21 protein-coding genes are annotated in these 24,945 nt (G+C 65.8%); 4 read left to right on the forward strand and 17 right to left on the reverse strand.

Annotation, left to right across the window (positions count from 1 at the left end; genetic code table 11):
• Positions 1 to 442: 442 nt before the first annotated feature.
• Positions 443 to 1,711, forward strand: coding sequence for a group II intron reverse transcriptase/maturase (ltrA, locus tag CL52_RS03125; RefSeq protein WP_010562502.1), 1,269 nt, complete (start codon positions 443 to 445; stop codon positions 1,709 to 1,711).
• Positions 1,712 to 2,442: 731 nt separating this feature from the next.
• Here the strand turns inward: ltrA and CL52_RS21305 are convergent.
• From CL52_RS21305 to CL52_RS03140, 5 genes are all read right to left on the reverse strand, one after another.
• On the reverse strand, positions 2,443 to 2,616 hold the full coding sequence (locus CL52_RS21305) for a hypothetical protein (RefSeq protein ID WP_016712140.1): 174 nt from the start codon (positions 2,614 to 2,616) through the stop codon (positions 2,443 to 2,445).
• 319 nt (positions 2,617 to 2,935) lie between these two features.
• On the reverse strand, positions 2,936 to 3,709 hold the full coding sequence (locus tag CL52_RS21685) for an E2 domain-associated cysteine-rich protein (RefSeq protein WP_073624886.1): 774 nt from the start codon (positions 3,707 to 3,709) through the stop codon (positions 2,936 to 2,938).
• Entirely contained in the window at positions 3,706 to 5,250 is a 1,545-nt protein-coding gene (gene pycC / locus CL52_RS03130) for a Pycsar phage resistance system uridylate cyclase PycC (RefSeq protein ID WP_003127475.1), read from the reverse strand. Before pycC ends, CL52_RS21685 begins: the two co-directional genes overlap by 4 nt.
• An 80-nt stretch (positions 5,251 to 5,330) precedes the next feature.
• A complete protein-coding gene (gene pycTIR, locus CL52_RS03135; protein WP_010562503.1) occupies positions 5,331 to 6,257 on the reverse strand; it encodes a Pycsar phage resistance system effector protein PycTIR in 927 nt (308 codons plus the stop codon).
• Between the two features lie 398 nt (positions 6,258 to 6,655).
• A complete protein-coding gene (locus tag CL52_RS03140) occupies positions 6,656 to 7,417 on the reverse strand; it encodes a substrate-binding periplasmic protein (RefSeq protein WP_043218444.1) in 762 nt (253 codons plus the stop codon).
• 138 nt (positions 7,418 to 7,555) lie between these two features.
• On the opposite strand from CL52_RS03140, the gene CL52_RS03145 reads away from it, so the two are divergent.
• Positions 7,556 to 8,395: an SDR family oxidoreductase gene (locus tag CL52_RS03145; RefSeq protein WP_043218447.1), complete on the forward strand. Its 840-nt coding sequence runs from the start codon at positions 7,556 to 7,558 to the stop codon at positions 8,393 to 8,395.
• 3 nt (positions 8,396 to 8,398) lie between these two features.
• On the opposite strand, the gene CL52_RS03150 is transcribed toward CL52_RS03145, so the two are convergent.
• Positions 8,399 to 8,797 carry a VOC family protein gene (locus tag CL52_RS03150; RefSeq protein ID WP_041107983.1) on the reverse strand — a complete coding sequence of 133 codons (399 nt, stop codon included), beginning with the start codon at positions 8,795 to 8,797 and terminating at the stop codon, positions 8,399 to 8,401.
• Positions 8,798 to 8,863: 66 nt separating this feature from the next.
• Complete coding sequence (locus CL52_RS03155) at positions 8,864 to 9,532, reverse strand: YciC family protein (protein ID WP_041107981.1); 669 nt, start codon at positions 9,530 to 9,532, stop codon at positions 8,864 to 8,866.
• Between the two features lie 102 nt (positions 9,533 to 9,634).
• On the opposite strand from CL52_RS03155, the gene CL52_RS03160 reads away from it, so the two are divergent.
• Positions 9,635 to 10,108 (forward strand): LabA-like NYN domain-containing protein, encoded by a 474-nt coding sequence (locus CL52_RS03160; protein ID WP_043218452.1) that lies wholly within the window; start codon positions 9,635 to 9,637, stop codon positions 10,106 to 10,108.
• Between the two features lie 115 nt (positions 10,109 to 10,223).
• On the opposite strand, the gene dxs is transcribed toward CL52_RS03160, so the two are convergent.
• From dxs to CL52_RS03205, 9 genes are all read right to left on the reverse strand, one after another.
• A complete protein-coding gene (gene dxs, locus CL52_RS03165) occupies positions 10,224 to 12,122 on the reverse strand; it encodes a 1-deoxy-D-xylulose-5-phosphate synthase (protein ID WP_043218455.1) in 1,899 nt (632 codons plus the stop codon).
• Positions 12,123 to 12,296: 174 nt separating this feature from the next.
• On the reverse strand, positions 12,297 to 13,184 hold the full coding sequence (locus tag CL52_RS03170; protein ID WP_043218458.1) for a polyprenyl synthetase family protein: 888 nt from the start codon (positions 13,182 to 13,184) through the stop codon (positions 12,297 to 12,299).
• On the reverse strand, positions 13,181 to 13,423 hold the full coding sequence (locus CL52_RS03175; RefSeq protein WP_041107973.1) for an exodeoxyribonuclease VII small subunit: 243 nt from the start codon (positions 13,421 to 13,423) through the stop codon (positions 13,181 to 13,183). Before CL52_RS03175 ends, CL52_RS03170 begins: the two co-directional genes overlap by 4 nt.
• 72 nt (positions 13,424 to 13,495) lie before the next feature.
• Positions 13,496 to 14,266, reverse strand: a complete 771-nt coding sequence (locus tag CL52_RS03180; RefSeq protein WP_041107971.1) for a sulfite exporter TauE/SafE family protein — start codon at positions 14,264 to 14,266, stop codon at positions 13,496 to 13,498.
• Between the two features lie 70 nt (positions 14,267 to 14,336).
• Positions 14,337 to 16,733 carry a putative bifunctional diguanylate cyclase/phosphodiesterase gene (locus tag CL52_RS03185; RefSeq protein WP_043218462.1) on the reverse strand — a complete coding sequence of 799 codons (2,397 nt, stop codon included), beginning with the start codon at positions 16,731 to 16,733 and terminating at the stop codon, positions 14,337 to 14,339.
• A complete protein-coding gene (locus CL52_RS03190; protein ID WP_043218464.1) occupies positions 16,727 to 17,677 on the reverse strand; it encodes an ABC transporter substrate-binding protein in 951 nt (316 codons plus the stop codon). Before CL52_RS03190 ends, CL52_RS03185 begins: the two co-directional genes overlap by 7 nt.
• A 98-nt stretch (positions 17,678 to 17,775) precedes the next feature.
• A complete protein-coding gene (locus CL52_RS03195) occupies positions 17,776 to 19,203 on the reverse strand; it encodes an efflux transporter outer membrane subunit (RefSeq protein ID WP_043218466.1) in 1,428 nt (475 codons plus the stop codon).
• A complete protein-coding gene (locus CL52_RS03200) occupies positions 19,200 to 20,345 on the reverse strand; it encodes an HlyD family secretion protein (protein WP_041107965.1) in 1,146 nt (381 codons plus the stop codon). Before CL52_RS03200 ends, CL52_RS03195 begins: the two co-directional genes overlap by 4 nt.
• Positions 20,342 to 21,919 carry an MFS transporter gene (locus CL52_RS03205; protein ID WP_043222902.1) on the reverse strand — a complete coding sequence of 526 codons (1,578 nt, stop codon included), beginning with the start codon at positions 21,917 to 21,919 and terminating at the stop codon, positions 20,342 to 20,344. Before CL52_RS03205 ends, CL52_RS03200 begins: the two co-directional genes overlap by 4 nt.
• Before the next feature lie 267 nt (positions 21,920 to 22,186).
• On the opposite strand from CL52_RS03205, the gene groL reads away from it, so the two are divergent.
• Positions 22,187 to 23,806 carry a chaperonin GroEL gene (gene groL, locus CL52_RS03210; protein ID WP_043218470.1) on the forward strand — a complete coding sequence of 540 codons (1,620 nt, stop codon included), beginning with the start codon at positions 22,187 to 22,189 and terminating at the stop codon, positions 23,804 to 23,806.
• A gap of 8 nt (positions 23,807 to 23,814) precedes the next feature.
• Here groL and CL52_RS03215 read toward each other — a convergent pair whose 3' ends face one another.
• Positions 23,815 to 24,930, reverse strand: coding sequence for a CapA family protein (locus tag CL52_RS03215; RefSeq protein ID WP_043218473.1), 1,116 nt, complete (start codon positions 24,928 to 24,930; stop codon positions 23,815 to 23,817).
• Between the last annotated feature and the right edge of the window lie 15 nt (positions 24,931 to 24,945).

Here is a 24,945-nt window from a genome sequence, read left to right on the forward strand (position 1 = left end):
AGGAGCGGACTTCAAACCACCCGGTGCTGCTGCATCCAAAAGGTGTGGTGGTGAGCGACCGAGGAAAAGTCATCCCTGAGGATGGCAGGTGAGTATGGAGAAGATGAGCGAAAGCAAACCGTCCGATGACGCATCGTTATGCCCAAGGTGCTGCCGAAACTGAGGTGGAGTACTGGCTTCAGGACAAGTCGGGGCGTTACCTGCTTACGGACCCGATGGCAGCCGGTGTATAGGCGGCATGATCTTCATACAGGCTTTGGTACGGAACGTGAGAACCTTGTTCCAGATGCGAAGGAAAATGACAAATGGCCAACACCATGAGGAAGAATACCGATGCTGGAACGAGGGGCGGAGCTTCCCGTAGTAGCGATGAAGCCTCTGTAATGGAGGTGGAGCGAAGGGGCGGCGTTATCCGGCCGACGAGCGTTGCCAACCTCCGGGGATGAGTGGCGTGAGCTCGGCGAAACCTTATGACATAGCGAAACGCACGGTATGGGACGCCTACCAGCAGGTCAGGGCCAACCGCGGTGCTGCCGGCATCGACGATGAAACCATCGCCGATTTCGAGCGGGATCTGTCTAAGAATCTCTACAAGCTGTGGAATCGGATGTCGTCGGGGTCGTACTTCCCGCCTCCGGTCAAGCAAGTAGAAATTCCCAAGGCATCGGGAGGCACGCGCAAGCTGGGAGTGCCCACGGTTGGTGATCGTGTCGCGCAAACCGTGGTCAAGCTTCTCATCGAGCCGGAGCTGGACTCGATCTTCCACTCGGACTCCTATGGGTACCGGCCGGGACGATCAGCGAAGCAGGCGGTGGCGATCACGCGTGAGCGCTGCTGGCGATACGACTGGGTGGTGGAGTTTGATATCAAGGCAGCCTTCGATCAGATCAATCATGGGTTGCTGATGAAGGCGGTGCGCCTGCACATCAAGGAGGACTGGATACTTCTGTACATCGAGCGGTGGCTGGTTGCGCCGTTCGAAACGGATGACGGCATGCGCGTCCCACGCGAACGCGGCACCCCGCAAGGTGGAGTGCTCAGTCCCCTCCTGATGAATCTGTTCATGCACTATGCCTTCGACACCTGGATGCAACGTACCAGCCCCAACTGCCCGTTTGCCCGCTACGCCGATGATGCGGTGGTGCACTGCCGCAGTCGAAAGCAAGCGGAGTACGTGATGCGCTCCATTGCTTCACGGCTGGCTGCCTGTGGCTTGACGATGCACCCGGAGAAATCGAAAGTCGTGTACTGCAAGGACAGTAACCGTCGCGCAGGTTATCCGCATGTGAGCTTTACCTTCCTCGGCTTCACCTTTAGGCCGAGGAAGGCGCTCAGCAAACAAGACCAGCTCTTCACGAGCTTCCTTCCGGGAGCGAGTGCGGATGCCTTAAAGCGGATGCGGCAAGCGGTACGCAGGTGGCGACTCAATCGCCAAACCCACGTGACGCTGGTCGACGTGGCTCGGCTCTACAATCCAGTGATACAGGGGTGGTGGCAATACTATGGCTCGTTCTATCGGACAGCCATGCTTGGCATCTTCCAGCACATTGACCGCGCGCTTGAACGCTGGGCCCGACGAAAATACAAGGCCCTTCATAGGCGCAAGCGGCGCATTAGCCAATGGCTGGACAAGATGCGGACTGTGGTACCCCGGCTGTTTCATCACTGGCGAGTGACCGGGCAGCAAGGTTGGATAACGGGAGCCGTATGACGCGAGAGTGTCACGTACGGTTCTGCGAGCGGCTGCGGGGGCAGTTCCCGCGGCCGACTCACCATTTCGGCAGTGCGACCTGAAAGTCGCATGGGTTTCTGTTCCGCAGGTTAACGCCCGACGGAACCGACTGTTCCACCACTCGTTCCCTACCCAGACAGGCGTGGCCGGTAACAGCCGGGTCTGAAGCTCTGGGGACAATGTAACCGCCGATATTTCGGTAGGTCGAACCGCGAGGCCAGACTGAATCTGCCAGCATCAAGGCGGAGAGGCGCTAGGGATGAACAGGTACCCGCCAACTGCACGGGGGTGATGGTGCTCGCTTGGCGACTGGCTTCTTGCTGGAGGTTAGAGATTGCTTCGGCAATTGCCTTGGTCTGAGCCACATAGCTGCCGGATAGGTTGGCAATCACAATGCAGCAACGCGGTAACTCCAGAGCGGCGCTCATCAGGCAGCTGAGTGTGTAGGTGCTCACGGTAGCCAGCGTACCGCCGCCGATGACAGTAGTGCTCGCGTTTTCAAGGTAGGGCGGCAACTCATCGAGCATGATCAGGGTCGGTTTGTCCCCGATAATTTTCTTCCAGCCAGCCTGATCGACCGCGCGAGGGCCATTGACCCAGTAGGGCTTGATGGCTTCCTCTTCGCCTAGTTGGGTAGTCGCGAATGATGGGGTTGAATGTGCATGCCTGCTTGACTGTCTTGAGCATCTGCTCGACTCCCTGAGAAATACTTAATCGTTGCTCGACTGACTGGAGGGTGGGGTGGGCTGCGGAATGGAAAGCTCCTGACTCACCTGCTGCAGAAACCACTCACGCATGGTCAACCCACGCGCCTTGAGTGCGGCGTAGATCTGCTGCTTTTGGGCAGGATCAACCTCGATCACAACGCGATTGCTAGTTTTCATAGGCATGGGCACCTGGCTTAGGTTTGTAACGTGACGTGATGTTATGTTCGAAGGGGAGGGGCTGGAAGCCCTGGCGTACATTAATTTATTTTCTCTTTTAGGAGCATCTTGAGGTAGGCCCCCGTGGCCTGGCCGTTACTTCTGCCAAGTACTAAAAACGGGGTACCGGCCGGTCATCATGGCCTTCGACTGCTCAGGGTTAAGATCCTGTTGTTGCTCCTGCCAGTTGCCTGATCAGACGAAACGTCCCCGGTATGAGCGGCGGGCTGCTAGTCCAGATGCCGACTCGCCTGGGGACCAGCCCGAATTACACCGGGACTTATGGGCTGAGTGGGCAGCTATCGCAGGAACCACAGCAAGGCTTGCCGTGCATGGAGTCCCAATATTGCCGCTCAGCCTCTTCCCAGTCCCGCAATGCGAAAGCCAGTTCGGTAGCCTGCTTTGCATGGTCATGGCAGCGTCGAATTCGTTTAGGACGGCGGCGTCCATACAGGCCGCAGAAGCAGCGCCTTTTTTGGTTGATTACCCGCCGGGACTTTTCCCACACGCTAAACAAAGGCACTGTTCCGGAGATCACATCCAAGATAGGTCGCTCTTTGGACTTTCTGCGCTTGAGCCCTAGCTGATTTACCGCAAGATCGTTAGCGATTTTGCCACTGATTGCGCTCGCAGCCTTCTGCGCTCGCAGTTGATGTCGAGCTGCGTCGCCGTGTGCCCACGCGGAACCATTCGGCCATCTGCGCAGAGTGCGAGCGCGCTCTTGAAGCTTTAGGTATTTGTAGATTGTCTCAAGCCAGGCACGAGCGGACGGCTCGTCTGAGACAGGAAGCGGATTGGCGCCCGCGTAAAACAGACAGAACGTACCATCATAATTGATGTGCCGTTCCGGGCAAAAGCCTGGCAAGTGATGTGGTGTGCTTTCGCGTGCTTCTATCCATTCACCGTCTTGGCGTAAATGCAGCTTGTAGGGGAGCGTTCTCCCGTCCACCAGCCGAATCGGAAGATCAAGCGTTGCTGTCTGCGGAACGGATGTTACACAGGTACCCCCGAAATCTGGGGCGACCTGTGCAATCAGGTCGAGCGCTGTGCTCAACGGCTGCCGTCTACTTTCTGGCGGGAGTGGGGCTGCACCTGACGCTCATCTGCGCGAATGATGGCGGCGGAACCCGCATAGGCTTCCGAGCGAGCTTGCTTCGCAGATGCGTCCCCATCATCTGCCAGGGCTTCGGTAGCTTCGTTGTAGTCCAGGTGTGATGTCTTACGACTCTTCCCAAACAGGTTCTGCACAGCTTTCGATGCTGCGTCGTAAGCTACTTGCCCGATCGCGGTTTCCACCCCCGAACACGCGCATTGGCGTTTCTCAGACTCGATCACGCTACGCCCGATAGCGCACCTAACTCTATTACCCTTGGCGCCCAGGCGCGTGACGGCTATTGGGCCCAGATCGAAGCCAATCGCGAGGCCGAGGTCGCCGGTTTCAATACCTTCGGCGTTCAGCCGCTCAATTGCGAGATTGAAGCTGCTGCGCAGTGCACCTGCTAGCCGTGTGGCCTCGGATACTGACTTCTCTTCGTCAGTAGTATGCGCGGTGCCGTCACAGGATAGGGCTTGCACGCAGTCTCCGATGAAGCGCACCCGGCGCCCTTCGAAGTCGGAAGTCACGACCCGCTCCAGCTCGGAGCGGATGACATGCAAAGTCCGCACGACATCGTCGGTCTTCTCGTTGATGTGATCGGCCACGTAGGCTGTGAAGCCATCAATATCGGCGTAGAGGCTCACCATCTCCTGTCGCTTCGAGTTGGCCGGAGTCAGCGAGTAAATGTCCATATCACGCAGGGGTGGGGTTTGGCGGGAAAACTGGTAACCGCCAATGGGGTTCTTTTTCAGATCCTCACGCCACTCCTCGACGATCTCGTCGGACGTGACATCCAGCTTGGCCGCATCCTGACATGCCTTGATCTCTATCGCGGTTAGGGCAGATTTTTCCGGCTCATCGCTTTCCGCAAGGCCGATGGCCTTACGAGCATTGTTGGTCAGATAGATACCCCTGGCCTTGTTATTACTGGCCAGTTTCGCGGCATGGTTCGCTGGATCGCCCAGGAACAAGGGTTCGCGGTACCCGCTGCGGCCATTGTTTACAGCAAGAGCTAGGCCGGTATCGATGCCAATTCGAACCTTGGCTGCTGGGATTTGCTCATCGTCGTCGCCCGTCTCTGCAAGCACGTCAATGATCAATTGCGCAGTCGCAACGGCGCGTTGAACACGCTTGGTCTCAGCGCCGGACTCAGTGTTGTACGGCTTAGTGAAAAGGGAGTGCAGCCGCTGACTGTGGAAGTCGACGCGGCGCGCATCAACCTTGTTGAGAATTCGCTTGACTGCCCGGTAGTGCTGGTCAAGAAAGCGCAGCGTGCGCTTGTGACACTCTGTGCCCTCGACTGCAGTGATGTTCAGCATGTCCTCGAGATTCATGATGTCCGCATACATGTGGACCCCATCCACGCGGTACGCGGTACTGGTAGGAATCGATTCCAACGACATGTCGCGCACGTAATCCTTGATGGTGATTTCCTCAACATCAGCGATCTTCTGGTCTATGTGTTTTGCAGCGCGATCATGGTTCCAGCTCTTGCTCATCGATCACTCCTTCGGGTGATTGGGCGCGCTGCAATGCGGTAGGCAAGCGCATGCCAAATTTGCTTGTTGACAGATATCCGTTACTTCGGTCCTAGCTTGTTGAAAATGGTGCGTAGCTGATTGCAGGCTGGAGATAGGCTGGAGGGCAGCTGGTCTTCACTTTTCGTTAGGCGATATCCGATGGTTGTCAGCCCTTTCAGATCTGACGGCAGATGTACCTCGTCACCCCTAGGCTCAAGAAGGAAGGTTCGTGCCCTGCCAAGTCGTCCTACGAACAGGCCAAGCTCGAAAATGACGTTGTCGCGCGGCGTATTCTTGGTTTCCTCGCGCATTGTGACGGAGTCGTCCGGCTGTGCGATTGCGATGGCAAAATCGCACTCGTCCAGTTGCTCTTCGAGGCTTTCAAGGGCGTACTGCGATGCGCGGAAAACGCCTTGTGTCCAGGTCTTTACGAAGAACTTGTCGTGCTCAAGGTTATTCTCGATTGCCCGGGCAATAGGGAGTGCCTCGACCGAGCAAATGATGAATACGTGGGATGACTGATGGGCAGGAAGCACCATGTCGTTTCGCTGGTGTAGTCGATCGACCAGTTGCCGAGTGACCTGTCGCCAAACCGAGGGATACGCGTCCGCAATGGACTTGAAGTCTGCCGCGCTGACCTTCAAGACAATCGAGGGCTCGGTGGCCAGTACAGTAGCAGAGCGCTTCGCTGTTGGGACCAGAGCAGCCATTTCTCCGACGTGATCGCCGCCCCCTCGTGTTGCGACTTCACGATCATGGACCTTCACCTGGAAATGCCCTGTGATGATGAAATAAACCTCGGAGTCCTCCGCGTCCTCGGTAATGAGCACAGCATCCTTAGCGATCTCCTCCAGCGTTCCTACCTCTGCGAGGCGGCGTGCTAGGTCTTGATTTCCGAGTACCAGCTTCTGCTCAAGCAGTACTTCCTCAAGAACGGCGCGGCCTGACGGCCCTTCAAAGCGATCGATCAACTTCCCAGTAGTCATGATGGTGAGCATTCCCTTGCGAAGAGGTTGCGGGGGCGTTCACAGAGAAATGGGGACGTGCGTCACCCTTTCAAGGGGCGCTGAAGAAAAGATCTGGGCATGGCGGGCGCTCAGGGACGCAGGTTCAAACTCTGTTTGATTGCATTCGGGAGTAGTGGGCCGAATGTTCAGTGTCAAACATTTTGTGCTGTAAGACCTGACGTGCTCTGGTACACCTGTCAAACCTTCTCTTGATTGGCGTCAGTTTTTGTCAATCAATGGGGGTGAGTTTGACGGTCAATGGGGAGTCGCCGAAATAGCATCATAGGTAGGGATTACGGGCGATTTGGCGGTGTCAATCGAAGGAACGTAATTTGATACCTGACACTACTGGCCGGACGACCCGCTGCAGGCCGAACCTACGGCGCGCGCGAAGCCGCGGCGCTGAGGCTGCCCTCCGGCAGGCTGGGCAGGCGGCCGGCGGCGCGCAGTGCGAGAAAGGCGCGGTCCAGGTCGGCCAGCACCGCCGCGCTGTCGGCGATATGGCGCGACACGATGAAATGGATCGGCACCTGCTGCAGCACCAAGTGCGGCAGCGGCTCGAGGCCCTGGTCACGCCGGGCCTGTTCGGCCGGCAGCTGGTAGTCGAGCAGGTAGTCCGCGCGGCGATAGCGCAGCATGGCCAGTGCCGACTCGTGCGTGGCGGTGCGCAGCAGGCGGATGTCCAGCGCCGGGTCCTGGAGCAGCTGATTGACGCTCGGCCAGTAGCTGTAGCCATTGATGACGATCACACCCTGGCCGACCAGGCTCTCGGGAATGCGCGGCGTCGGCGTGTCGGCGCGGTGATACAGATTGAGATCGACCCGGCCGAGGCTATGCGCGGACTCGCGCGTATGCGCACGCAGCTCCGGCTTGCCGGGTGCGCCGAGCCAGATGTCGACGCTACCGCTCTTCAGGGCCGTATACAGACGTGCGCTGGGCAGGCGCCGGAAGCGCGGGCGATAACCGGCACGGCGCAGCACCAGACGGGTCAGTTCCGCCATCTCGCCACGTGTCACACCGTGCGAATCGCCGTACATCACGGGCGAAAAATCGTAATACCCCACCGTCAGCGTTCGTCCTGCGGCCTGCGCCTGACTGACGGCGGCCAAACCCAGCAGCAATACGAAAATTGGCAGCATTCGATACACGGTTGCGCTTCCCTGGCGGCGAGGGCGCACAGGATGCGCACTCGTGCCGTGCTTGTCCATGCACCGCTTGTCGCGGCGGGGCGGGTGGTAGCTGACTATGCTCTAGAGCAAAAGGCCGGAGAGCTCCGCATGCGCCGCAAGGTATTCGTCAGCAAGGTGTTCGATCGCAAGGTAGTCGTCATCACCGGCGGTTGTGCCGGCATCGGTCGCGCGCTCGCGGTGCGCATGGCCCAGGCCGGCGCGCGGCTGGCGATCCTCGATCTGGACCAGGCGGCGCTGGACAGCCTCGTTCAGCATCTGCACAGCCATCACAACGCCGATGCCCTCGGCCTGCGTTGCGACGTCGCCGACCCCCAGGCGGTGCAGCAGGCACTGGCGCTGGTGATCGAGCGCTTCGGGGGCATCGACATCCTCGTCAACAATGCCGGCATCACTCACCGTAGCCGGATCGCCGACACCCGGCTGGCAGTGTTCGAGCGGGTCATGGCGGTGAACTTCTACGGCGCGCTGCACTGCACCCAGGCTGCGCTGCCATCGTTGCTCGAGCGGCAGGGACAGATCATCGTGCTCAGCTCGCTGTCGCAGTACGCGCCGGTACCCAACCGCGGCGCTTACAACGCCAGCAAGCATGCCCTGCACGGGCTGTTCGAAACCTTGCGCGGCGAGCTGGTCGGCAGCGGCATGAACGTCATGCTGGTCTGCCCGGGCTACACTGCAACCGACCTGCGCAAGAACGTCCTGGTCGGCGATGGCTCCACCGCGCCGCATCCGGCACTGGCGCTTGGGCGCCTGGCCTCGCCGCAAGACGTGGCCGAAGCCATCTACCAAGGGGCGCTCAAGCGCCGGCGCCTGCTGGTGCTGTCCAACCTGAGCTGGAAGGCGCGGCTGGTGGCGCGGCTTTTTCCGCGTCTCTACGAGCGCTTCCTGCTGCCGCGGCTGCTTGCCGGTCGGCAGGTGGTGCAGGCCTAGCCTTCAGCCCATGTCCCAGTAGGCGGCCTCGATCTTGTGGCCGTCCAGGTCGCGGACGAAGCAGCCGTAATAGGCCTCGCCGTAGTCGGCACGGGGCCCCGGCGCGCCCTCGTCGCTGGCGCCGGCCGCCAGTGCCGCCCGGTGGAAGGCATCCACCGCGGCGCGGTCATTGGCGAAGAAGCCGACGTGGGTACCGTTGCCCACCGTTGCCGGGGCTCCGTCGATTGGCGTCTGCAACCAGAATTCCGGGTATTCGCGACCCCAGGCAATCGCCCCCGGATGCGCCATGATCCGTTGGCAGCCGAGGGGCGCAAGGACCTGGTCGTAAAAAGCGGCCGCCTCCTCGAAGCGGTTGGTGCCTAGCGAGATGTGCGACAGGATGCTGGGGTTGGTCGTGCTCATGGCGGCGGGTCCTCGGTGGGGAAGCACAAGCCTAGCAAGCCCCTGGCCGATTGCCCGCCGGAGCGATCAGCCGTCGTTGCGCTCCTGGCCGGTACAGAGCATGAAGCAGCGGAACAGCATGACCGTGGGCAGCAGTTGCAGCAGGCCGACGAGCGCATCCAGCAGCAGCTTCACGAACAGGCCCCCCGCGCTCGCTTCGGCAGGGCTGGCGAGCCAGGCCTCGAGCAGCCAGAGCGGCAGCATGACGCTCAGTACGCAGCCAAGCACCAGCAGGAAGTGCCCGCGGGTCAGCTCGAAACTCGCCTTCACCGCCGCAAGCGGTGTGTGGCCGCGCAGTACCAGCAGGTATTCGGCAAAGGCCACGCGCACCATTACCCAGATTCCGGGCAGGACGAACAGCGAGGCGCCAAGCATGATCAGCAGCGTGGTCAGCCCCGTGAGGACTGCCAGCGCCGGCCACAGCGGCAGGGCACGGGCGAGGACGTCGCGCAGCGCCGGCTCATGGCCGCGGCTGCGCGCGTCGATGAAGAGAACCAGCGCGCCGGTATACAGCGGGTAGAACAGCAGGCCGATCAGCAGGTCCTGCGCCGGCATCGTCGCACCGCCGAACAGGTGGTCGGCGCCCAGACGGGTGAGACTTTCCAGGGCGATCAGCGGCAGACACAGGCGGGCGATCGTGGCGAAGTGACGCGAGTAGAAGAACCAGGCATCGCGCAGGATGGTGAATACGTTCATGCGTAAGCGGCAGGGCATGGCCAGCGAAGGGCGACACTTTAGCCGAAGCGGCCGAGGCGCGACACGCATCGCCTATACTGGGGCGCCCCGCGCGAGGTGCCCGTGAAGAAGATCGCCCTGTTTGCCGACGTGCAAAACCTCTATTACACCGTGCGCCAGGCCTACGGCTGCCATTTCGACTATGCGGCGCTGTGGGCGGACGTCAGCCGCCGCGGGCAGATCGTCGAAGCCTATGCCTATGCCATCGAGCGCGGCGATCCGCGCCAGCAGCAGTTCCAGCAGATCCTGCGCAACCTCGGCTTCACGGTCAGGCTCAAGCCCTACATCCAGCGCAGTGACGGCTCGGCGAAGGGTGACTGGGACGTCGGCATCACCATCGACGTGCTGGATGCCGCCGTACGTGTCGATGAGGTGGTGCTGGCCTCCGGTGACGGTGATTTCGACCTGCTGCTCGAGCGGGTGCGGGCCGGTGGCGCCGAAGCGACGGCCTACGGCGTGCCGGGGCTCACCGCGCAGTCGTTGATCCGTGCGGCGACGCGTTATGTGCCGATCGAGGGTGATCTGCTGTTGCGCTGAATGCGCGGAGGAGAGGGTCGAGGCGGAGGTTGGTGGAAAATGCTTCGCAGTTTTCCACCCTACGGCCGCGTCAGACGTAGGGTGGATGACGCTCCACCCATCCACCGAACCGACGTCAGGCGTTGTCCAGTGCGGCCAGGCGCTGGCGCACCGCCGCTTCGATGCCGACGGCATCCAGGCCGCACTCGGCGAGCATCTCGCTCGGCTTGGCGTGTTCGACATAGAGATCCGGCAGCCCGAGGTGCAGGACCGGCATGACGATTCGCTCGGCGGCGAGAAATTCCGCCACTGCGCTGCCGGCACCGCCCATGATGCTGTTCTCCTCGATCGTCACCAGCAGCTCGTGGCTGGCCGCGACTTCGCGCAGCAGCGCCTCGTCCAGCGGCTTGACGAAGCGCATGTCGATCACCGTGGCGTCGAGCGCTTCGCCGACCTGCAGCGCTTCGGGCAGCTGCACGCCGAACACCAGCAGCGCCACCTTGCTGCCCTGGCGGCGCAGCACGGCCTTGCCGATCTCCAGCGGCTCGAGCCCCGGCTCCAGCGGCGCGTTGGGCCCGGTGCCGCGCGGGTAACGCACCGCCGCAGGCCCCTCGAAGTGATAGCCGGTGGTAAGCATGCGGCGCATCTCGTTCTCGTCGCTCGGCGTCATGATCAGCATGCCGGGGATGCAACGCAGGTAGGAGAGATCGAAGCTGCCGGCATGGGTCGGGCCGTCCTCGCCGACCAGGCCGGCGCGGTCGATGGCGAACAGCACGTCGAGGTTTTGCACCGCGACATCGTGGATCAGCTGGTCATAGGCGCGCTGCAGGAAAGTCGAGTAGATCGCCACCACCGGCTTCAGGCCGTCGCAGGCCATGCCGGCGGCCAGGGTCACGGCGTGCTGCTCGGCGATGGCGACATCGAAGTAGCGTTCCGGGTAGCGCTCGCTGAAGGCGACCAGGTCCGAGCCTTCCTTCATCGCCGGGGTGATGCCGGTCAGGCGCGGATCGGCCGCAGCCATGTCGCACAGCCACTGGCCGAACACGTTGGAGTACTTCGGCCCGCTGGGCTTCTTCGGCTTGGCCGGGGCGTCCACCGGCTCCAGCTTGCTGATCGCGTGCCAGGTGATGGGGTCGGCCTCCGCCGGGGCGAAGCCCTTGCCCTTCTTCGTCACCACGTGGAGGAACTGCGGGCCGTCGAGGTCGCGCATGTTGCGCAGGGTAGCGATCAGGGTCGGCAGGTCGTGGCCGTCGATCGGGCCGATGTAGTTCCAGCCCAGTTCCTCGAACAGGGTGCCGGGAACCAGCATGCCCTTGGCGTATTCCTCGGTGCGGCGGGCGATCTCCCAGGCGCCGGGCAGGCGCGAAAGGATCTTCTTGCTGCCCTCGCGCATGCTGGCGTAGGTGCGGCTGGAGAGGATCTTGGCCAGGTAGTTGGACATGCCGCCGACGTTGCGCGAGATCGACATGTCGTTGTCGTTGAGCACCACGAGCATGTTGGCGCCGACTTCCGGTGCGTGGTTGAGCGCCTCGAAGGCCATGCCGGCCGTCAGTGCCCCGTCGCCGATCACGGCGATCGCCTTGCGTTGCTCGCCCTTGAGCCGTGCGGCGATGGCCATGCCCAGCGCGGCACTGATCGAGGTGCTCGAATGGCCGACGCCAAAGGTGTCGTACTCGCTTTCCGAGCGTCGCGGGAAGGCGGCCAGGCCGTCCTTCTGGCGCAGGCTGGCCATGCGCTCGCGGCGGCCGGTGAGGATCTTGTGCGGATAGGCCTGATGGCCGACGTCCCAGACCAAGCGGTCGTCGGGCGTATCGAAGACGTAATGCAGGGCGATGGTCAGCTCGATCACGCCGAGCCCGGCGCCGAAGTGGCCGCCGGTCTGGCCGACGCTGAACAAGAGTTCCTGGCGCAGCTCGTTGGCCAGCTCCTCGAGTTCGGTCTCGCCCAGACGCCGGAGTTGCTCGGGATTGGCCGCGCGGTCTAGAACGGGCGTCGCAGGGCGGACCCGAGGGATCTCATGGAACGTCTTGGGCATCGGGACGATATCGTTCTGGCTGAAAAAAGAGCGGCAGTTTAACCGATGGGATGCGCGATAAGAACGGCCGGGCCGTCGGGCCGTACTGCGCCGGCACCGCGCGCGTGCGCCCGAGGCGCTCTGGCGCGCGGTCTGTGCGCCGACCGCGGACACAGGCCGGCGCGCACGCGTGGTTCAGTTGCGCCGCGCGACGATGTAACGGGCGAGTGCGCGCAGCGGTTCGGCGCTGGCGTCGAACGGGCTCAGCGCATGCAGCGCCAGGTCGCGCAGCTCCAGCGCGTAGGCTTTCGCCGCGTCGAGCCCGAGCAATGCCGGGTAGGTGGGTTTGTCGCGCGCGATATCGGCACCCTGGGTCTTGCCGAGGGTCGCGGTGTCGCTTTCCACGTCGAGAATGTCGTCGTGCACCTGAAAGGCCAGGCCAATGGCCTGCGCGTACTGCTCCAGCGCCGCCAGGCTGGTGGCGTCCGCACGGCCGCTGGCCAGGGCGCCGAGCCGCACGCTGGCCTCGATCAGCGCACCGGTCTTGTGCCGGTGCATCAGCTCGAGCGCCGCGCGATCGAGCTTGTGCCCGACCGAGCCGAGGTCGATCGCCTGGCCACCGACCATGCCGGCCGGGCCGGCTGCCCGCGCCAGGACACTGAACATCTCCAGGCGCAGGGCGGCGTCGGCCGGGTTGTGCGAGGGGCTGGCCAGCACTTCGAACGCCAGGCTCTGCAGGCCGTCGCCGGCAAGGATCGCGCAGGCCTCGTCATAGGCCTTGTGCGTGGTCGGCTGGCCGCGTCGCAGGTCGTCGTCGTCCATCGCCGGCAAATCGTCGTGAACCAGCGAATAGGCGTGAATCAGTTCGACCGCACAGGCGGCGCCATCGGCCTGCGCCTTGTCGCCGCCGAGTGCTTCGCAGGCGGCATAGGCGAGCAGCGGGCGAACGCGCTTGCCGCCGTTCATCACGCTGTAGCGCATCGCCTGGTAGAGCCGCTCGAGCTGGGGCAGCGGCGCGCTGAACAGCGCTTCGAGACAGCCGTCGACGCGCTTCTGGCAGACCTGCTGGTAGCCCTGGATCATGCGTCTTCGTCCGTCTGGAATGGCGCCGGTTCGAGCTTGCCGTCGCGCTCGAGGAGGATCTGCACCTTCTGCTCGGCCTGGTTGAGTGCCGCCTGGCATTCGCGCGTCAGGCCGATGCCCTGCTCGAAGCAGGTCAGCGAATCCTCCAGCGACAGTTCGCCGCTCTCCAGGCGCTCGACCAGCTGCTGCAGTTCGGCGAGGGATTGTTCGAAATCGAGGGCGGCTTTCTTGCGGGCCATGGCGGGACCTGTGCGGGGACGAGCGGAATCGGCCGCGACATTAACAAAGAAGCGCCCGGCGCAGCTACCGGTTCAGCCGAGGTAGGTGCGCGCGAAGTAGTAGAGCGTCATGCCGCTGCCAACGAGGATCACCAGGGCCCTGAGCCAGCGTGTCGGCAGCCGCTGGCTGAGCGCGCCGCCGGCATAGCCACCGGCCGTGGCGCCGGCCAGTACGACCACCAGTTCGGCCCAGCTGACGCGCCCGGCGGCGATAAAGGTCAGGCTGGCGACGCTGTAGATCACGGCGGAGATCAGGTTCTTCAGCGCGTTGGCGCGAACCAGCGCATGGCCTTCGATGGAAAACGCCGCCAGTTGCAGGATGCCCATGCCCGCGCCGAAGTAGCCGCCGTAGATGGCGACCAGGCCGTGAGCGCCCAGCGAACCGGCCGAATGCGCCGGCACCTCGGCTTGCGTCGGTCGTCGGGCTGCCAGCCAGCGGCTCAGCCAGGGGCTCGAGGCGAACAGGGCAGTGGCGAGCAACAGCAGCCAGGGGATCAGCAGGCTGAACACGGCGTCGCCGCCGGCGAGCAGCAGCAGGCCACCGAGCAGCCCACCGGCCAGCCCGGCCAGCAACAGCGGCACGAGATAGCGGCCCAGCGCGCGCAGGCTGCTACGGGCCGCCCAGGCGGCGGCCAGGCTGGCCGGCCACAGCGCCACCGCGTTGGTGGCGTTGGCGGTCACCGGCGGCAGGCCGGTCGCCAGCAGGGCGGGAAAGGAAAAGAAGGTCCCGCCGCCGGCGAGGGCGTTCATGCCGCCGGCCGCGAAACCGGCACAGAGCAGCAGGAGGATGTCGGGCAATGGCATGGTCGGCCCCGGTGGCAAAAGGCCGCAGGTTAGTCAGCCCGGCGGGTTTGCGCCAGCGCCGGGCAGTCGCTCAGCCATCCAGGGGTAGCGGCAGGGTGGTCGGTGTGCGCGGCTTGTAGTCGAGCTGGCACTGCTCGGCCGGCAGCGGGCGCGAATAGTAGTAGCCCTGCAGGCTCTGGCAGTTGTTCAGGCGCAGGAAGGCAGCCTGGCGCTCGTTCTCGACCCCTTCGGCGACCACCTGCAGGCCAAGGTGGGTGGCCATGGTCAGGATGCCGCGAACCAGCGCCACCGAGTGCTCGCTATCGGGCAGCCCGGCGACGAAGCCGCGGTCGATCTTGATGCCGTCGAAGGGAAAGCGCTGCAGGTAGGTGAGCGACGCATAGCCGGTGCCGAAGTCATCGAGGAACAGCGGCATGCCGGCGGCCTTCAGGCGGGCCAGGGTCTGCTGCACGTGGTCGTCGGCTTCGAGCAGCGCGCTCTCGGTGATCTCCAGCTCGAGCAGGCGCGGGTCGGTGCCTTCCTCCTCGAGAATGGCGAGCAGGCTGCCGGCCAGGTCGGCCTGGCGGAAGTCCAGCGGCGAGAGGTTGATCGCGATGCTGACCCGGTTGCCGCCTTCGGCCCACTGGCGTGCCTGGCGACAGGCCTGGCGGAACACCCAGCGCGTCGCTTCGATGATCATCCCGCTGTCTTCGAGCACCGGAATGAATTCGCCCGGCGGGACCAGGCCGCGGTCCGGCGAATTCCAGCGCAGCAGCGCTTCCATGACGCGGGGCTGGCCCTGGCTGTCGACCTGTGGCTGGTAGTGCAGCACGAACTCGTCGCGATCGAGCGCGCGTCGCAGCGCTTGTTCCAGCTGGCGGCGCCGGTCGGCCTCGGCGCTCAGCTCGGCACTGTAGAGCGCCGTGCAGTTGCGCCCTGCGGCCTTGGCCGCATACAGCGCGAGGTCGACCTGCTTGAGCAGATCGACCGCCGTGCCTCGTCCGTCGCTGCTGGTGATGCCGATGCTCGGGCTGACGAAGCATTCGTACTTGCCGACCTGGATCGGCGCACGGAAGCCATCGAGGATGCGGTTGGCGACGTCCTGCGCCTGTTCGCGCGGGCTGCCTTCGAGCAGCACCATGAACTCGTCGCCGCCGGTGCGCGCCAGCAATGCCTTGCCGGTCACCAGGCTGCGCAGCCGATCGGCGACATAGGCGAGCAGGCGGTCGCCGGTCTCGTGGCCGAGTGCGTCGTTGATGCGCTTGAAATGGTCGAGATCGAGAAACAGCAGGCTCAGCGGGGTGCGCGCGGCAAGCATCTGTTCGAGCGTCTGGACCACGTTGTGGCGATTGGCCAGATGCGTCAGCGGGTCGAAGTGGGCGAGAAAGCGCAGCCGCTGTTCGGCACGCAGACGGTCGCCGATGTCGCGCAGCAGCACCAGGTTGAGCCGCGCGCCGTGGCGTTCGAACGGCGTACAGGTGATCTCCAGTGGAATCTGCGCGTCGCCACGGCGGCCGGTCATCTGCAGCGGAGTGTTGGCTGGCAGGCGGAGCAGGCGCTCGCTGGCGTCGGCATCGAACAGACGATCCTCCGGGCGCTGGCCGAGCAGGTCCTCCGGCGGGCAACCGAACAGCCGGGCGGCTGCGGGGTTGGCCTGTTGCACGCGCAGCTGGTCGTCGACGACCAGCATGCCGATCGGGGCGTTGTCGATCAGCTCGCGCATTAGCTGCTCGCTCTGGCGCAGGTCGTTCTGTCGGTTGTGCAACTGCAGCATCATGCGGCTGAAGGTCGCCGCCAGGTGGCCGATCTCGTCGCTGCCGGTGACTGCCGGCGGCTGCGGTTGCTGGTCCAGCGTGAAGGCGCGTGCGGCCCGATCGATGCGCGCCAGGCGGTTGGTGATCAGCCACTGGTAGAGGGCCTGCAGCAGCAGACCGAGCATGATCAGCAGGGTCAGCGTCTGGGCCAGATACAGCCAGGCATCCCGCTCGGTCTGCCAGAGGATCGGGCGCACGTCGAAATCCACCAGCAGCGCCTCGCGCAGTGGCCGGCCATCAACGGCGACGCGATCGAGCGGATACACCGCCAGCTGTTCCGAGCCGTCCGTACCGATCCAGCTCGAGCGCCCGTCGGCGATACGCTCGGCCAGCTCGCCCGCGTCGACGGCAACCAGCTCTTCCGGGCTCTGGCCCAGGCGGGTGGTGGCGATCACGCGTAGCTGCTGGTCGACGACCATTGCCCAGCGCACCCCTTCCAGGCTTGCCAGGTCGGCCAGCTCGGTCTCCATCTCGGCGATGCGGCCGTAGCGCCGGTGATCGCTCAGGCTGCTCTGCAGCAGCGCCAGGTGCTGCTGGGTGTGGTTGCGCCAGCTGTGCAGCGCCTCATCGGCGCGCCACGGCAGGTGCCAGGCGGTGAGCAGCAGGGTGAAGGCCAGGCCGAACAGGCCGAGTACCAGCGGCAGCGATTTGCGCAGCGACAGACGGGTCAGCATGGGTGGCGGCCCCCTTGGCATTCGGCGAAGAGTTCATCGGGGCGGCTGGCCTTGCCCAGTAGCTGACGGCCGGAGAGGTAGCTGGCCAGACGCGTCACGCCGCTGCGCAGGCGGCCCTGTTCGTGCCACTGGCGGTTCAGCGCCGGATCGCCAAGCACCAGCCCGCCGAGGGTCACCTGCAGCGCCTCGGGCGTCAGGCCGAGGCGGCGTTCCAGGCGCGGATTGGTCTGCGCCGGGTTCTCCTGCCAGGCGCGCAGGGCGTCGTACCACAGCGCCGCGAGGCGCTTGCGCTCCTGCGCATTGACCCGGCGCCGGTCGACGACCAGCACGTCGACGATCTCGTCGGGCAGCAGGCGACTGTCGAACACCCGCCGCGCGCCGAGCTTCTCCAGTGCCGGGCCTTCCGAGGCAAAACTGACGACCGCATCGATCTGGCCGCTGCGAAATGCCTGCAGATGTTCGTGCACCTGGAGGTTGGCGACTTCGATGTCGGCGATCGTCAGGCCGGCGCTGTCGAGGATGCGCGACAGGAAAAACGCGCCCAGCGCCGTGTTCTCCACGCCGATCCGGTGGCCCTTGAGCTCGCTCAGCATGCCGATTGGCGGGCGCGCATAAAGCACGTCTGCGCCCGCGGAGACATTGGTGACCAGGAGGATTTCCAGATCCATTTCGGCGTTCTGGCTCTGCAGCACCAGCAGCTCGTCGAGCGTCAGCATGGCGCCATCGAGCATGCCGTTGCGAAAGCCGCGGATGACCCCGGTGGTGTTCGGATATTCGACCAGGCGGATGCGGCTTGGGCCGGTCCAGCCGAGTTCGTCCGCCAGGTACAGCGGGCCGTAGCCCAGCCAGCGGTTGCTGCCGATGCGCACTTCTTCGGGTGCCGGTTCGCAGCCGGCCAGGGCCAGCAACAGGGTCAGCAAAAGCAATGGAAACGCACGGGTCATCCAGTGACTCCATAGTGGTCTATTGCCACCATAGCTGGAGTCTGGCGCCGATGGAATCCTTTCAACGTCTAGGGTTATTCGATTTGGCGTTCTGTGACTCACTGCGCTGAACGCGCGCTACCCGGATTGGCGCTGGCTGCCGTGGAAGGCCCGTCCCAGGGCCCGCCGAGCGCCTGGTACAGGCTGATCGACTGGGCGATCAGCGCCTCGCGCAGGGCAACGGCAGTGAGCTGAGCATCGAACAGCTGGCGTTGTGCGTCGAGCACCTCCAGGTGCGACGAATAGCCGCTGCGGTAACGGTCCTGCGCGATCTGCAGCGAACGCTCCAGCGTCACCTGGCGCGTCTGGATGCGGGCCAGACGACGGCCGAGCTGCTCGATGGCCGAGAGCGCGTTCTCGACCTCGCTGAACGCTTGCAGCACCGCACCGCGGTAGGCGAACGCTGCCTCGTCGCGCTGCGCCGTGGCGATGTTCAGTCCGGCCTCCAGGCGGCCGCCCGCGAACAGCGGAGCCAATACGCTGCCGCCCAGGCTCCAGACCCTTACCGGGTCGTAATCGAGGCTGTCGACGAACAGCCTGCCGAGGCTGGCCGACAGGCGGACCTGCGGCAGGAACAGGTCGCGTTGCGCCTGGAGGTTCTGGTCGCTGGCGGCCAGCAGGTGTTCGGCCTGGCGCAGGTCCGGGCGACGCCTGAGCAGCTCGGACGGCAGCCCCGCGGAAATACGCGGGCGTTGCAGTTGCGCCAGGGTCGCGCCACGTTCCACCGGCCCCGGCAAGCGCCCGGTCAGCAGGCGCAGGGCGTGCTCCTGCTCGCGAATGGCCTGCTCCAGCTGCGGCAGCAACTCGGCCGCCGCCTCGTATTCGGCCAGCGCCTGGCTGACCTCCAGCTGCGAGGTATAGCCGAGCGCAGCGCGGTCCTCGGCCACGCGCAGCGCCTCGCGGCGTGCGGCGACCGTGGCGCCGGTGACCGCGTGCTGCTCGTCGAGCGACAGCAGCCGCACATAAGCCCGTGCGGTCGTGCTGGCAACCGCCAGGCGAACCGCGGCGCGCTCACTCTCACTGGCCTGGTACTGCAGGCGCGCGCTGCGCTGCAAGCGGCGCAGGCGGCCCCAGAGATCGACTTCGTAAGCGACCTCGAGGCTCGGTTGCACGGCCAGGCTACGGTTGACGCCGAGTGCGCCGAGCTGCCGCGAACGGCCGACCGAGAGCGCCGCGTCCAGCGTCGGCAGCAAGCCGGCGTCGGCCAGGCGAATCCGCTCGCGGGCCTGCTCGACGCGGGCGGCAGCGCGTAGCACGTCGCTGTTGTGCGCCAGGGCCTGCGCGATCAGGGCGCTCAGCCGCGGGTCACCATAGCGGCTCCAGCCGTCAGCCGGCGCCGACGAGCGGTCTGGGGTGTCGGCGCGCCAGGCGGCCGGCGGATCGATCTGTGCTTGCGGCGGCACGGGGCGCGGTGTCGGTGCGCAGCCGATCAGCGCCACCAGCGCCAGGCCCGCCGTCCAGCGCAACAGGGTCAGCCGGCGAGTCATGGCGCGGCGGCCGCGTCGGTATCGACGTAAGTGATCACCGACAGGCCCGGGCGCAGGCGTGCGGCCAGCGGCTGGTCGGGGTCGATGCTGATCCGAACCGGCACCCGCTGGACCACCTTGGTGAAGTTGCCGGTGGCGTTGTCCGGGCGCAGCAGGCTGAACTCCGAGCCGGTGGCCGGCGCCAGGCGTTCGACCCGACCGCTCAGCCGGGCGCCGTCGAGCGCATCGACGGCGATGCTGACCGGCTGCCCGGGGCGCATGCGAAAGGTCTGCGTCTCCTTGTAGTTGGCGATGATCCAGAGTTGCTCGGGCACGAGGTAGAGCAGCTGAGTGCCGGCGGAGACGTACTGGCCCAGGCGCACGCCGAGTTCGCTGACCTGGCCGTCGCGGGGCGCGGTTATCACGGTGTTGTCGAGGTCGATCAGCGCCTGGCTCAGGGCGGCTTCGGCGATCGCGATCTGCGCCTGCAGGCCGCCGCGCGATACCTCGCTGGCCTTGAGCGTCTGCTCGGCGATCTCGATGGCGGCCTCGGCCTTGTGCACGTTGGCCGCGGCGGCGCGTGCGGTGGCGCGGATCTGGTCGCGCTCGCGGATCGAGACCGAGCCGCGCTCGGCCAACTCGCTGACCCGGCGCTCGTCGGCGCGCGCACGGTCCCGCTCGGCCTGCGCGGCGAAAAGCTCGGCGCGTCGGGCCTGCAGCGTGGCCCGGTTGGCGGCCAGCGTTTGCTCGAGGTTTTCCAGCTCGAAGCGCCGCGCCGCCAGTTCGGCCCGGCGCTGCTCGACGCGCTGGCGATACTGCCGGTCATCGATGCGCACCAGTACCTGGCCTTTCTCGACGCGCTCGAAGTCCTGCACGGCCACCTCGACGACGTAACCGGCGACCTGGGGCGCCAGCACGGTGATCTGCCCTCGCACGTAGGCGTTCTCGGTGATGGCGACGGCGCTGGTGAACGGCCACAGTTGCCAGGCGTAGAGGATGGCGAAGATGCCGAGCAGCGCGACCAGCGCCATCAGCAGCACCGAGCGCAGGCTCGGGCGGATCGTCTTTGGCGGCTCGACCGGCTGGGCGCCGGCATCGGTGGCGGCGGCCGACGCCTCGGCCGGCGCGCGCGGTTCGGTTTGCGGCTGCTGATCCTGGCTCATGGGCTGGCACGCTTGCGGTCGAGGCGGGCGTTGCGCACCGCGTGGAACAGCGACCAGGCCAGCACGCCGATGGCCAGCAGCACCACCAGCCGGAACACATCGATGAATGCCAGCACGTTGGCTTCGCGGGTGACCTCACGATCGAGCGCCGCGGCACCCAGCGCCTGGCGCAGCGCCGGATCGCTCTGGCGCGGCCGCTGTGCGCCCGCTGCCTGGTTCAGTCGGGCGGCGACCTGCGGGTCGGTGGCGATCACCTGCTCGGTCAGGTGGGCCGAATGGAACTTCTCGCGCAGCACCTGATAGCTGCCGAGCACGGCCGGCCCGGCCAGGCCGCCGAGCGACTGGGTGAGCGAGAACACCACGACAAAGCTGACCAGGTAACCCGGCCCGTTGCGCAGCGCCTTGCCGATTCCGGTGATCGCCAGCGGGCCGAGAAACAGACCGCCGGCAAAGGCCGCCAGCCCCTGGCTGAGAAACATGTCGTGCGGCCGGGTCAGGTCGCTGGCGTCGATGTCCAGATAGCCGGCGGTGCCGATCAGCACGATCGCCAGGAGGATCTGCGGGATCGCCGTCTTCGGCGTGAAGGTCAGGGCGCTGAAGGCGATCCCCATGACCGTGCCGAGCAGGATTACCGCATACAGCGGCTGCAATTGCTCGGCCCCCATGCCGAGGGTCTGCAGCAGGCCGACCGCGCCGTAGTTCTGCTCCGAAAGCAGAAAGCGCAGGGCCAGCGCGCCAAAGGCGAACCGCAGCATCTCGGCAGTACCCAGCCAGCGCGTCTGCAGCAGTGGGTTGCGCCGATGGTGTTCGATCATCACCGCGAAGCACAGCAGGACCAGTGCGGCGATCAGCGCGTAGGCCAGCCAGGGTTGCTCGGTCCACCACTGCAGGCGCGCCTGGGCGAGCACCGCGGCGAGCAGTGCCAGCGCCGGTGCGACCAGCAGGAAAGTGACGAAATCCAGCGGCTCGAAGGCCTTGATGCGCTCGCCCAGCGGCAGCTTGAGCACCACCACCGCGGCCAGCGAGCACAGGGCCAGGCCGCTTTCGAAGACGTACAGGCGGTGCCACTGATCGAGGTCGAGCAGCGCCGGCGACAACAGCCAGGCGATCGGCGTGGCCAGCTGGGTCACGCCGAAGCCGACGATCACCCCGCGCGGCAGGTCGGCCCTGCGAAAGGCCTGCAGCATGTAGAACAGCGCCAGGCTGCTGGTGGTCGCGCCGGCCAGGCCGCTGGCCGCGCGCACGAAGATCGCCATGGCCAACCCTTCGACGAACACGTGCGCGATAGTCAGCGCGGCATACAGCGCCAGGCCGATCTCGGCGAAGCGGCGCAAGCCGTACTGCTGACGAAACTTGATCAGCAGCAGATTGGTGGAGGCGTTGACCATGAAGTAGGCCGCCGGCAGCCAGGCGCCCTGGCTCGGCGTCAGGCCCAGGTCGCCCTGGATGCTCGGCAGGTTGGCCAGCACCAGCGCATTGCCGAGCCCGCCGGTCAGCCCGACCAGCACCGAGACGCCGGCATAGGCCAGCCGCACCGGCATGCTGTGCAGCAGGATCGCGGGCGAGCCCGGCATGGTCGGGCGTTCGTGCGGTTCCCAGCGGGGGACCGGGGCGAGGTATTCGGGCATCGGCTCGTCGGCTGAGGGCGGGTGACAGAAGTGGGACAACCCGGGCGCAGGAAAGATTGCCTGGCGCGGAAGAAACGCGGCCCCCACCTGTGCGACGCGCGGGGGGGCCGGTGATTGACATTTATCAACCGCGCGCCGGTGCGGCACGCGCAGGCTGACCGCTGTCCATTCATGGCGCCGTCAGCCGTTGCGCCGCGCCTGCGGAGAAAGCACATGGCACACACCCGGATCCTGTTTCGCAGCGCCGCGCGCGAGAAGGTGCTGCGCGGCACCACCCAGCTGGCCGACGCCGTGCGCGTGACGCTGGGGCCCAAATCCAAGTCGGTGCTGATCAAGCGGCAATGGGGCCCGCCGATGGTCTGCAACGACGGCGTCACCATCGCCAAGCAGGTCGAGCTGGAAGACCCCGAGGAAAGCCTCGGTGCGCAGATGCTGCGGCAGGCCGCCGAGCGCACCGGCGAGGCCGTCGGCGACGGCACCAGCACGGCTACGGTGCTGGCCCAGGCGATCTTCGCCGATGGCGTGCGCAACGTCGTCGCCGGTGCCAGCGCCATCGACATCAAGCGTGGCCTGGACCAGGCGCTGAAAGTCGCCATCGCTTCGCTCGCCTCGCAGTCGCGGCCGGTGCGCACACGCAAGGAAAAGGCCCAGGTGGCGACGCTCTCGGCGCATAACGACGAGGCGATGGGCGAGCTGGTCGCCGACGCCATGGAAAAGGTCGGCGGCGAAGGCGTCATCACCGTCGAGGAGTCGAAGACCCTCGAAACGGTGGTCGAGGTGGTCGAGGGCATGCGCTTCGAGCGCGGCTACGTCTCGCCCTATTTCGTTACCGACACCGAGAAGATGCAGGCGGTGCTGGAAGACGCCTACCTGTTGCTCAGCGACCAGAAGATCGGCCTGCTCAAGGACCTGATCCCGCTGCTCGAACAGATTGCCAAGAGTGGCCGGCCGCTGCTGTTCATCGCCGAGGATATCGACGGCGAGGCACTGGCCACGCTGATCGTCAACCAGATCCGCGGGGTGCTGCGCGCCGTGGCGGTGAAGGCGCCGGGCTTCGGCGAGCGACGCAAGGAGCTGCTGCAGGACATCGCCGTGCTCACCGGCGCCCAGGTGATCTCGCCCGAGCCCGGCCTGTCGCTCGAGCAGGTCGAGCTGGCCCAGCTCGGCCGTGCGCGGCGCGTGGTGGTCGACCGCGACAGCACCACGCTGATCGGCGGTGCGGGCACGCGCGAGGCGCTCGAGGCGCGCCTGCAGCAGATCCGCGTGCAGTTGGACAAGACCGGCAGCGACTACGACCGGGAAAAGCTGCAGGAGCGCCTGGCCAAACTCGCCGGCGGCGTCGCGGTGATCCGTGTCGGCGCGCCCACCGAAGCGGAGATGAAGACGCGCAAGGACGCCCTCGACGATGCGATCGCTGCGACCAAGGCGGCGATCGCCGAAGGCATCGTGCCGGGTGGCGGGCTGGCGCTGCTGCGCGCGGTCCAGGCGCTGGCCGAGGAAGAGCCGCGGCATCAGGGCGACGCGCGCACCGGTGTGCAGATCCTGCGTCGCGCGCTGGAGGCGCCGGCCCGCACCATCGCCGAGAACTCCGCGGTGGACGCCGGCGTGGTGGTGGCGCGCATGCTGGCCGAGCCCGGCACCGTCGGCTTCGACGCCGCGGCCAACCGCTACGTGGACCTGTACGAAGCGGGGATCATCGACCCGACCAAAGTCGTGCGGGTGGCGCTGGAAAACGCGGTGTCGGTGGCCAGCGTGCTGTTGCTGACGGAGGCGACACTGACCGAGCTACCGGAGCCGCAGACGCCAGCATCCGAGCCGCCGCTGCCGGGCTGATGGCGGGTTCAGCTGCCCGCGTCGGGCCAGGCCAGCTGCCATCCGCCCCCAGCCGAAGGGCTCAGGCTGCAGCCGAACGGCGCGTATTCGCGCTCGAGCGTGGCCCGCAGCCACGCCTGGTCCTCGCCTTCGGCGGCCTGGATGCTGAACTGGCGCTGGCGCGTCGGATACAGGCTCAGGGCATGCAGGCGCCCGTCGCTGCCGAGCGTCGGAAAATAGAGCAGGCCCAGATCGCTGCGGTAGCTGTCGTAGCCGTCGATGCCTTCGTAGTCGTCCAGCAGGCCGCCGCAGCCGTAGAGGATCAGGCGGCCGCGGTAGACCTCCAGGGCTTTGACGTGGTGCGACGAGTGACCGTGGATGAGGTCGACGCCGGCCTCGTCGATCAGCCCATGGGCGAAGCGGACCTGCGCCGGTGCCACGCCGAAGTCCCAGTTGCCGCCCCAGTGCAGCGACACCAGCACACGATCGCCTGGCTGCTTCAGCGCCCGGATGTGCCCGGCGACTCGTGCCAGGCTGCGCGGCGACAGCTCGTCGAGCCGCGCGATGCCGGCGCTGCGCTCGCCGGCGGCCCATTCCGCCGGCACGCCGCACTCGGGGGTGGCATAGGCGAATGCCAGCAACCGCCCGCCGCTGGCCACCGGCAGGATCGCCGGGGCCGCCGCGCCGGCGCGGTCGAACCCGGCGCCGCAATGACGGATGCCCAGGCGATCGAGCGCGGCAAGGGTGTCGGACAGCCCGGCCTCGCCCCAGTCGAGCACATGGTTGTTGGCCAGGCTGCAGCAATCGAGGCGCACCGCCGCGAGCAGCGCCAGGTTGGCCGGGTGCATGCGGTAGTTGATGCCCTTGGGCGCGGGCTGGCCGCGGCTGGTGATGGCCGTTTCCAGATTGACCAGGCCGACATGCGGCCGCTGATGTGCCAGCACTTCGGGCACCACGCCCCAGACCTGGCGGTAGTCCTGCGGCCGGGCGATCGGCCCGTTGCGCCGCTCGGCCAGGGCAACATAGTCGTTCGCATCGCTCACCCAGCTTTCATACAGCCGCGGGTCGCCGGGGTGCGGCAGGATCTGGTCGATGCCGCGGGCCGGCATCAGGTCGCCGCCGAGAAAAAGCCGCAGGTCGGGCATGGCCGCTGCCTCATG

The sequence above is a fragment of the Stutzerimonas balearica DSM 6083 genome (assembly GCF_000818015.1).
GTDB classification, from domain to species: domain Bacteria; phylum Pseudomonadota; class Gammaproteobacteria; order Pseudomonadales; family Pseudomonadaceae; genus Stutzerimonas; species Stutzerimonas balearica.

Bases quoted from the DNA above. Each gene is read 5' to 3' on its own strand.
- ltrA (WP_010562502.1), top strand. From the start codon at position 443: ATGAGTGGCGTGAGCTCGGCGAAACCTTATGACATAGCGAAACGCACG.
- CL52_RS21305 (WP_016712140.1), bottom strand. From the start codon at position 2,616: ATGAAAACTAGCAATCGCGTTGTGATCGAGGTTGATCCTGCCCAAAAG.
- pycC (WP_003127475.1), bottom strand. From the start codon at position 5,250: ATGAGCAAGAGCTGGAACCATGATCGCGCTGCAAAACACATAGACCAG.
- pycTIR (WP_010562503.1), bottom strand. From the start codon at position 6,257: ATGACTACTGGGAAGTTGATCGATCGCTTTGAAGGGCCGTCAGGCCGC.
- CL52_RS03140 (WP_043218444.1), bottom strand. From the start codon at position 7,417: ATGCTGCCAATTTTCGTATTGCTGCTGGGTTTGGCCGCCGTCAGTCAG.
- CL52_RS03145 (WP_043218447.1), top strand. From the start codon at position 7,556: ATGCGCCGCAAGGTATTCGTCAGCAAGGTGTTCGATCGCAAGGTAGTC.
- CL52_RS03150 (WP_041107983.1), bottom strand. From the start codon at position 8,797: ATGAGCACGACCAACCCCAGCATCCTGTCGCACATCTCGCTAGGCACC.
- CL52_RS03155 (WP_041107981.1), bottom strand. From the start codon at position 9,532: ATGAACGTATTCACCATCCTGCGCGATGCCTGGTTCTTCTACTCGCGT.
- dxs (WP_043218455.1), bottom strand. From the start codon at position 12,122: ATGCCCAAGACGTTCCATGAGATCCCTCGGGTCCGCCCTGCGACGCCC.
- CL52_RS03170 (WP_043218458.1), bottom strand. From the start codon at position 13,184: ATGATCCAGGGCTACCAGCAGGTCTGCCAGAAGCGCGTCGACGGCTGT.
- CL52_RS03175 (WP_041107973.1), bottom strand. From the start codon at position 13,423: ATGGCCCGCAAGAAAGCCGCCCTCGATTTCGAACAATCCCTCGCCGAA.
- CL52_RS03180 (WP_041107971.1), bottom strand. From the start codon at position 14,266: ATGCCATTGCCCGACATCCTCCTGCTGCTCTGTGCCGGTTTCGCGGCC.
- CL52_RS03185 (WP_043218462.1), bottom strand. From the start codon at position 16,733: ATGCTGACCCGTCTGTCGCTGCGCAAATCGCTGCCGCTGGTACTCGGC.
- CL52_RS03190 (WP_043218464.1), bottom strand. From the start codon at position 17,677: ATGACCCGTGCGTTTCCATTGCTTTTGCTGACCCTGTTGCTGGCCCTG.
- CL52_RS03195 (WP_043218466.1), bottom strand. From the start codon at position 19,203: ATGACTCGCCGGCTGACCCTGTTGCGCTGGACGGCGGGCCTGGCGCTG.
- CL52_RS03200 (WP_041107965.1), bottom strand. From the start codon at position 20,345: ATGAGCCAGGATCAGCAGCCGCAAACCGAACCGCGCGCGCCGGCCGAG.
- CL52_RS03205 (WP_043222902.1), bottom strand. From the start codon at position 21,919: ATGCCGGGCTCGCCCGCGATCCTGCTGCACAGCATGCCGGTGCGGCTG.
- groL (WP_043218470.1), top strand. From the start codon at position 22,187: ATGGCACACACCCGGATCCTGTTTCGCAGCGCCGCGCGCGAGAAGGTG.
- CL52_RS03215 (WP_043218473.1), bottom strand. From the start codon at position 24,930: ATGCCCGACCTGCGGCTTTTTCTCGGCGGCGACCTGATGCCGGCCCGC.